This is a genomic window from Pedobacter chinensis, assembly GCF_003339865.1.
GTDB classification, from domain to species: domain Bacteria; phylum Bacteroidota; class Bacteroidia; order Sphingobacteriales; family Sphingobacteriaceae; genus Pedobacter; species Pedobacter chinensis.
Genome location: NZ_QPKV01000008.1, coordinates 213048 through 220912, shown reverse-complemented (window position 1 = coordinate 220912; position 7865 = coordinate 213048). Strand labels below are relative to the sequence as shown.

Here is a 7865-nt window from a genome sequence, read left to right as displayed (position 1 = left end):
GCTGAGCAATTGGGCTACAACTGCTCAGAAACTTGCCATTTGGTTTCCTGATAGAATGATATTAGATTTGAATTGATTTTTTTGAGAAGCATTATTTTAGATTGACACAGTTTATTTTACAAAGCCTCTTGACCTGTCAAACCCTACATTTTAGCAAATCTCACAAATCGAATAAAACCCTTACCATCGGTTTTGGCATTTAATGCCTCGGTGGTTAAAGGTACCTCGACATCCTTTGGCTGATATTTCTGGTCTTCAACTGCCGATTCAAAGCGAAGTTTAAAACCTTTATTGATTTTGGCATCCTCTAACTCTATGGTCAGGTTAGTGCGTTCGCCACCTGTAACCGATGCTCCTGTGATGGCGTTGATGTTGGCAGGTTTTTTTGTGTTGAACTTGTGCCATTCTTTTAAACTGCTGTACCATTTTTTATCGGCTCCGAGCACATACATGGTTTTTTCATAATCGCCCTGTGGATTGATCAGCGAAATGGCTATGTACGCACCTTCCCCCATATAGTTTGACATTTGAATCAGGCATTTGTACCTGGTTGTCTGAGCTGAGGAAAACAAAGCGAGCATGGATAAGGCAAAGGTAAGGAAAGATGATATGTACGACATGTCAACTATTTTAGAAAGTCCACTGATACATTGTTTCTTGACAAGGATTCATTGTCCTTTGCCATTGAATAAGCGGTTTCCCCGAATTCATTGGCCATCTCTTTTTTGGCACCGATGGACAGAAGGTATCTAAGCACCGAATCATCTTTGGCGACCAAAGCTGCCTTGAACAAAGCCGTTTCGCCTTGTTTGTTTTTTGCATTGATGTCGATTTTAAGATCAGCCAACTTTTTGAACAGAACAACATCATTCTTGGCAGCGGCCAGATGATACAAAGTACTGCCATCTTTTTGCGGAGCAGTCAAATTTACTCCCTTAGCCTGAAGTGCTTTCATTTTATTTCCGAAATCGTCCTGCGGAGATGCATTTGCATCGGATGTGCCTGTTCCGAAACCGCTCCCGCCACCAGGCCGGCCCCCACCAAAGCCGCCACGTCCACCCCGGCCACCTCCGGCGCTATAAGATTGGATGAGCAGGTAGGCGAGGTCATTTCCATCTGCATCCTTAACATTTACATCTGCACCTTTTGACAATAAAAGTGAAACTGTTGCGCCTAAGCCGGATTTTACGGCCCCAACCAGTGCAGATTCTCCTTTCTTGTTAACGGCATTTATGTTTTTTACCAAAGGAAACAATGTTTCCACCACTTCAAAACTTTTGCCTGATGCGGCATTGATGAACGGTGTGTTTCCATCCTGATCAGCTTTGTTCACATCCACACCTTTGCTGGCAAAGTATTTTACCACATCGGCCTGATTTTGTTTTTTGGTAATGAAATGAAGAACATTTTGTCCGGCCTTGTTCATGATTTTCGGGTTCATTTTCAAATCCTCGACCAAATATTGATACACATCAATTTTATTCGCGCTGCGATAAGTTCCTTGAGATGCCATTAACAGCGCATTTTCATTGTATTTCGCACCCTTTTGAAGCAGTGATTTCATTAAGCCGACATGACCAATTCTTGCAGCGTAGTTAAAAGCAGTATTGCCCTGATCATCTGTTGAATTAATGGACAGACCCTTAGAGATAAGATAATCCGTGATTGTCAAATCCTTGTCGGTCGAAACTGCAAGTAATAGAATGTTGGCTCCGTCTTTGGCCTGGTATTTTCTGTTGATATCAAGACCGTTTTTCAAAAATGCATCAATAACAGCAACGTTTAATGTTCCCTGTCCGGCAGCAAATGTGAGCGCCGTGTGGCCATTGGCATCCAGAAAATACATGTCAGAGCCTTTTTTCAATAAATAATCAGTGATCTCTGCATTGCCCTTATTAGCAGCGATATGCAGATATATTCGGCCCTCAACGGTTAAGCCTGCCAAATCCACGCCAGGCTGATCGATCAGGTACTTAATGGTCTCGTCCGGTGCGTCATTATTGATCGCCATAAAAAGCGGATCGGTAGCGCCCTTGATCTCCTTAAAATCAAAACCTTTATCAAGCTCTGCTTTCACAGTAGCTACATTTGGTTTTCCTTCCCAGAAAGCCCTGTCTAAAAGCGGTTTGTTTTGCTGTGCATGTAAGCTTAATGAAGCCATTGCAAAAGCAACAAGTAATATTTTTTTCATTTTTGATATTGTCAGCTACATAATTAAAGACAAGTTCTTTGAAACTGTCAAGTGGTTTTCTTTTGTGCGGATTACTTTTGTGGGCTTAGATAACCGAGCCCGGATATACCCGTAGCACCTCTCACGACCATGCCTTTTTTTGCACTGAATGTCTTTGGATCAACCACATAAACCACAGGGTCTGCATTTGCGGTTGTCACGCCGACATAGCACTTTCCTGTAAGCGGATTGGCATAAGGCCAGCTTGTGGCTGTGATCTCTTCCTTGGCAGGGAAACCGGATATCCATTTAAACTCTTTGGTTGACATGCGTACGATCGCATATTGAGATGCGGCACCTGCGGTTGCCGGTGCTCCAGCAGTATTATAAAACTCAAGGAAAAAGTAGTCTTCGGTCAAATGGAATACTCTCTTGAAACGATAACCGGCAACAGCTTCAATATCGAAGTAGTAAGTGGGATCAAACCCATTTGCTCCTTTTTTTATTACTAGGGCACCTGCATGTTTCGTGGTTGCCGCACTGTAGGAGCCAGAGAAAACATAAGTGTCGCCATTGTCGGCATTTCCCATTTGTGAATAACGGGCACCTTGTCTCTGACCCGCAGAGTAGCTTAAACGGTCGTCCTGATAGAATGCCTTCACGTTCAGGTTGACGTCCAGTTTTGCCACATAAACTTTGTTTGGGTCTCCGTTTGTCAATGTCACGCCAGTCAAAAACTCGTTATTGCCAGCATCCTCAATACCAACGAACTGTGCCTCCAGACCCGTGCCCTGAAAGTTTTCTGTTTCCATGAATTTCTCGGTAGTTGCATTGTTGTTATTATAATCAATGAAATAGAACACCGCCCCCAGCTTGCCGTTCGACAATGTTCGGCTGCTTCTTGAAGTTACAATATAATTGCCCACTGCACCTACGGTGGCAAACTGATTGGGAAAGACAACATCAGCCCCGGTGCGTTTAAGCTTGCTTGTGGCATCTAATTCAAAACCTGTTGCCAAATAGCTGTTGCCCTGCCCGTAGAGCAGAGCGAATACGGTGTTGGTACCATTATAAGCGAAATGCGTATAGGTATTGGGTATTTCAATTCCATTGCCAATTATAGAGGTTTCGCCCTCCTCCATGTTATCCACAGACAACGCATAGGTTGTTCCCTGCCCTGTGGCCCCGCTACCGCCCGCACTGCTGATCGATGCAGCTATAAAAAATTTGCCACCAAGAGTGGGTTCCTCATTTTCTCCGGACTTGTCTTTTTTACAGCCAGTGGCAGCGATTAAAACCGCTCCCAGCATCCACGATGTCATTCTAAGTACATTTTTAATTTTCATGATGTTTTTATAATTATTGTTGATTATTTTTTGTTAGCTCTGTTCATAAAGAAATACCTGACCTTTACGTTAAATACTCTAGCGGGCTTTTCCATGCCGAAATTGTCGAACAGACGAACGTTGGTAAAGTCCTTAGCTTCAAGGGTAATGTTGTACCGGCCATTCTCCATAATGTAGGTGGCGATCAGGTCATGATAGACCTGTTGCGGAAGCGTCGCCTTTTCGGACGAGCCGAATGATTCGGGCTTCAGGAAAAACTCGCCAACGAAGTTTAGGGCATACCCGAGGTTAAGGGTGTTTCCCTTGTGTCCAAGGTTATGTAGGTAATAGGCGGCATCGATGTTCCCAAAGCAATAAGGAACATTGGGAAACCTCCCATCATAGGTATAACTGATGGCCGTTCCGGTAGCTGAACGGAATTTTTCTTTGTCGCGCAAATCCATATAGGTTGCAGTTGCGCCAAGCATGATCTTATCTTTGTAATAGTAACGCAGTTCGCCATCAATACCCATATTTCTGGCCCTGCCATGATTGGTGTTAAACCCTGTGCCGAAACGTTGTTCGATGTTCCGCATAATGTAATCCTCAATTTGCCGGTAATATGTGTTCACATCCAGATATAGGGCATGATCTTCACTAAGCGCCTTATTCATTAAAAAGCCTAAATTGAGATTGTAGGATGTTTCTGGCTTTAGCGACAAGTTGCCGAATTCAAAGAGCTCATCGCCAAAAAGTTCCTGTTCCGTGGGCAGGCGCACAGCTTTTTCAGCGGAAAATTTGAATTGCATGTCCTTCAGAAAATAGGTGGTCGCCATACCATAGCCCCATGCCGGGAAACTTTCTGTACGCTCCACATAGCTGGTGCCTGTGTTACTGGTTGAAATATTCTCCGGCCCTATGGCTTTGGTATGATATTGCTTTCCAAATAAATTAACGTTCCAGTTCCTGCTATGACGGTAGCGATACGAAATTCCCAGTACATTTTTAATGTTCATACGCCGCATCAGATCGGTTTCGTCAAGTTCTTCGGCGGTAAGGGACGATGACGGCATTCTTATAAAGTGGGTGTATACATCGTTCATGGATAACGAGTGTTTTTCATCAAGGCTATAGCTCACGTTGGCATTAGCTGAACCATTTCGGTTCGAAAACTCGGTCATTGAGCTCGTTCCGACTGCTTCTCCCCGTCCACGATTTGGACGCGACTGCCCCAGCCAGTTGTAGATGCGCGATGCCGTATCAATGTTTGTATTGGAATTATAGTTATAGTTGGCATTAAGGCGCACGCTCAATCTTTTTGTGAAAAGGTTTCTTTTGTCATATGAGAGGGTGGGCGCAAGCATGTTACTATGGCTGGAACGTTCGCCAAACACGGTAAAAAGATTGTTTGCATTCTGAATGCCCTTGTCGACCTTGCCTGCGGTCAACCCAATGAAGAACCTGTCGGCCCACGCCTTGCCCACAAATCCAATTTTACCTACGAAACTGATATTTTCGTATTTGTCATTAAATCGCCTTACCTTTTGGGTCTCCAGGGGGAGTAAATTTCTGTCCAGATCGAAGATTCTGCCATAAACAGGGTAATTGTTGTCTGAAAAATTATAGATCCCACTGAGCTGAACAGACAATCCGCTTTTGGTCGTGTGGTTCAAATTGATGTTCGTTCGGTGGCTGTTAAAGGATCCATATGAATAGGACGCATCCACATAGGTATTGGCACTCTGGTTGGTCACTATGTTGATGACACCACCTAAGGCATCAGCACCGAATTCTATAGGAACCACTCCTTTATAGACCTCTATGCGTTCGGCCATGGTGGCCGGGATGTTGTTGAGCTGGAACGCCGAACCAAATCCCTGCATCGGCAGACCGTCGATAAATACTTTCACATGCCGACCGGTAAATCCATTTAAGGAGATAGCCACATCAGAGCCTACGCCGCCAGTTTCCCTGATCCTCACGCCTGATGATTTATTGAGTAAATGGGCAAGGTCCAGGGTGGTGTTATAGGAAGCCCTGGCATCCAACGCCACCACATTAAAAGGCGTTTCCCTTACTTCCTGGATTGCGGTTTTGCCGTTTATCTGTACGGTCTGAAGTTCCTGATCCAAGCTTTTCATCCTGAAATCATGGGTCATCCTTTGTGCCGGATGGATTTCGATTTCCCTGACTGATATTTCATACCCTATGCCGCTACAGATAAGCTGGTACTTTCCGGCTTGTATCTCGAACCTGTACCGACCACCTGTGTCTGATTGTGTTTTGTGATTTGTGTTACTGATCTGTAATGTCAAGCCGGACAATGGATTACCGTTGACATCAGAAACCCTGCCCTGTAGAGTGCCTGATTTTTGTGCAAATGTGATGGCAGGGCAAAGGCAGAAAATGATGACCGTAGTAAAGAAAAACTTCATAAAGTTTATTTAGACTCGTTTTAAATTGTGGCAAATGTAAAACGGAGCAGAGTGATATTGTTATCGAAATAGGGATTAAAAATGCCGTAAATGGGATTCCTGGAAGATAATCGACGAAGTCTTGAAATGTATCGACGAAGTCCTTTATCAGCCGATGGGGCAACAATACATTTGCGGTAATTATTTAGATTAATTATAAATAGATGATCCCATGATGATTTGCGCTCGCGACGGAAGTACCCAAACCATGCTTTATAAACTGGATTTGGATGAGGGTTTCAATTTGGACGCAGACATCGAAACCAAGTTGATTAACGTTAATACCGGGAACGACTTTAAGGCCACTTGCAAGTTGATTTACATGCCCGGGCTCTGTTTCATTGATGAGCGTTACACTTCCATTAACGGTAACGAAATAGTGTTTTCTGTCGCTGGCAATCATTTTTTAATTACGCTCATTTCTGATTTGAATTTCGGTCACAACGGGCAAGGGAATGGCTTTCATCTTCCAGGTGAGATCACGAAAGCTTACCAATCCCCGGGAGATGTGGAAACCAGACTTCCTGCAGGATGTGAATTTCGACGTATTTCACTTGTTTTTTCCGGTACATACATTTTGGAACTATTAAAAAATGAGCGATGGGATCATAAGGCATTTCTTGAGAGAGAGAACAACACGTTTCGTCTCGATGGTTCCATTAACGTATTGTTGAATGATTTGAGTGAAAGCAGTTATCAGGGCATTTATCAACGACCTTTTTTTGAGCTCAAGTTGAAGGAGTTTTTCTTTAAGTTATACGCACAGTCCGGATCAAAAATGAATGATGATGGGATTCCTTTTGAAATCAAGGAGAAATTGCTCGCTGCAAAAGCATTTTTGACATCCGAGTTTGTCAAGCCTCCCACTATAAAACAGTTGGCAAGAATCGTGTCGTTAAATGAGTTTAAATTGAAACTTTATTTTAAATTGGGGTTTGGTACCACCATTCATAATTTTGTGACCAAGATAAGAATGAAGGAAGCACAGCGGATGTTAAATCAGTCCCTGTCGGTGACAGAGGTTTCAGAAAAAATTGGTTATAAGAGCGTATCACATTTCATCGAGACATTCAAAAAACATCATGGCAAAACCCCAAAACAGGTTATGAAACAATGTGATTTAACAAAAGGTTCGCATGATCAGCCGGTTTTTATTTAAATGTGTCAGATTTTTTTTGTTCTGGCTGCTGTTTTGCCTTGGGTGGTCTCAGTTTGAAACGATCTCCAACAACTCTAGGTTTTAACTATATAAATATTCAAATGATGAACGACAGATTGATTTCAGACACATTAAGAACCCTGCATGAAAAGGCAGAAGCAGATAACCTGCTTCGCCTTGAAGAGCGGAAAAAAGCTGCGGCGGTGGGGAAGGTTTATGGGCACAGATGGGAAACCGCTTATCTGGCGGTGGGTAAACCAGAGGGTGAATTTCTGTATTTTATTGCAAACGTTTCTGGCGCGAAGAATATCGTTGAGTTCGGTTGTTCCTTTGGTATCTCTACCATTTATCTTGCTGCTGCAGCCAGAAACAATGGTGGTCATGTGATCACGTCCGATCTTGAACAAAACAAAGTTGAAGGGGCAAGGCATAACCTGCGGGAAGCCGGCCTTGACAACTTCGTGACCATTTTACCCGGTGATGCCATCTCAACCTTAAGCAGTATTGAAGGACCAGTTGACTTGTTGTTTTTGGACGGTGCAAAGGAACTCTACCTGCCGGTTTTCAACATGCTGAAACCTAAGTTGAAAAGAGGAGCTATTATACTGGCAGATAATGCGGACAAAGAGGAAGTTCGGGAGTTCAATCAGTTGCTCACCAGCGCTCCGGATGAATACATCACAAGTTTTTTGTTCGACGGTCGTTTATTGGCGGCCACTTTTATTTAACATTTAAGC

At 43.5% G+C, this 7865-nt stretch carries 6 protein-coding genes; 2 read left to right on the top strand and 4 right to left on the bottom strand.

All coding sequences use genetic code 11. The annotated features are described in order from the left end of the window. Nucleotides 1-143: 143 nt before the first annotated feature. The 4 genes from DU508_RS18715 to DU508_RS18700 all read right to left on the bottom strand — a co-directional run bounded on the left by DU508_RS18715 (nucleotide 144) and on the right by DU508_RS18700 (nucleotide 5930). Entirely contained in the window at nucleotides 144-620 is a 477-nt protein-coding gene (locus DU508_RS18715; RefSeq protein WP_115404288.1) for a DUF2271 domain-containing protein, read from the bottom strand. A 5-nt stretch (nucleotides 621-625) separates the two neighbouring features. Continuing rightward, on the bottom strand, nucleotides 626-2191 hold the full coding sequence (locus DU508_RS18710; protein ID WP_115404287.1) for an ankyrin repeat domain-containing protein: 1566 nt from the start codon (nucleotides 2189-2191) through the stop codon (nucleotides 626-628). Between the two features lie 71 nt (nucleotides 2192-2262). Further along, nucleotides 2263-3516: a DUF4374 domain-containing protein gene (locus tag DU508_RS18705; protein WP_115404286.1), complete on the bottom strand. Its 1254-nt coding sequence runs from the start codon at nucleotides 3514-3516 to the stop codon at nucleotides 2263-2265. Nucleotides 3517-3539: 23 nt separating this feature from the next. After that, nucleotides 3540-5930 carry a TonB-dependent receptor gene (locus DU508_RS18700; RefSeq protein ID WP_115404285.1) on the bottom strand — a complete coding sequence of 797 codons (2391 nt, stop codon included), beginning with the start codon at nucleotides 5928-5930 and terminating at the stop codon, nucleotides 3540-3542. Nucleotides 5931-6141: 211 nt separating this feature from the next. Between DU508_RS18700 and DU508_RS18695 the strand changes: the two genes are divergently transcribed. Next, nucleotides 6142-7128 carry a helix-turn-helix domain-containing protein gene (locus DU508_RS18695; protein ID WP_115404284.1) on the top strand — a complete coding sequence of 329 codons (987 nt, stop codon included), beginning with the start codon at nucleotides 6142-6144 and terminating at the stop codon, nucleotides 7126-7128. 101 nt (nucleotides 7129-7229) lie between these two features. Beyond that, complete coding sequence (locus DU508_RS18690; RefSeq protein WP_115404283.1) at nucleotides 7230-7856, top strand: O-methyltransferase; 627 nt, start codon at nucleotides 7230-7232, stop codon at nucleotides 7854-7856. The last annotated feature ends 9 nt before the right edge of the window (nucleotides 7857-7865 follow it).

What these genes read in the sequence shown, in the direction of transcription:
- DU508_RS18690 (WP_115404283.1), top strand. Translation starts at nt 7,230, where the DNA reads ATGATGAACGACAGATTGATTTCAGACACATTAAGAACCCTGCATGAA.
- DU508_RS18710 (WP_115404287.1), bottom strand. Translation starts at nt 2,191, where the DNA reads ATGAAAAAAATATTACTTGTTGCTTTTGCAATGGCTTCATTAAGCTTA.
- DU508_RS18715 (WP_115404288.1), bottom strand. Translation starts at nt 620, where the DNA reads ATGTCGTACATATCATCTTTCCTTACCTTTGCCTTATCCATGCTCGCT.
- DU508_RS18700 (WP_115404285.1), bottom strand. Translation starts at nt 5,930, where the DNA reads ATGAAGTTTTTCTTTACTACGGTCATCATTTTCTGCCTTTGCCCTGCC.
- DU508_RS18705 (WP_115404286.1), bottom strand. Translation starts at nt 3,516, where the DNA reads ATGAAAATTAAAAATGTACTTAGAATGACATCGTGGATGCTGGGAGCG.
- DU508_RS18695 (WP_115404284.1), top strand. Translation starts at nt 6,142, where the DNA reads ATGATGATTTGCGCTCGCGACGGAAGTACCCAAACCATGCTTTATAAA.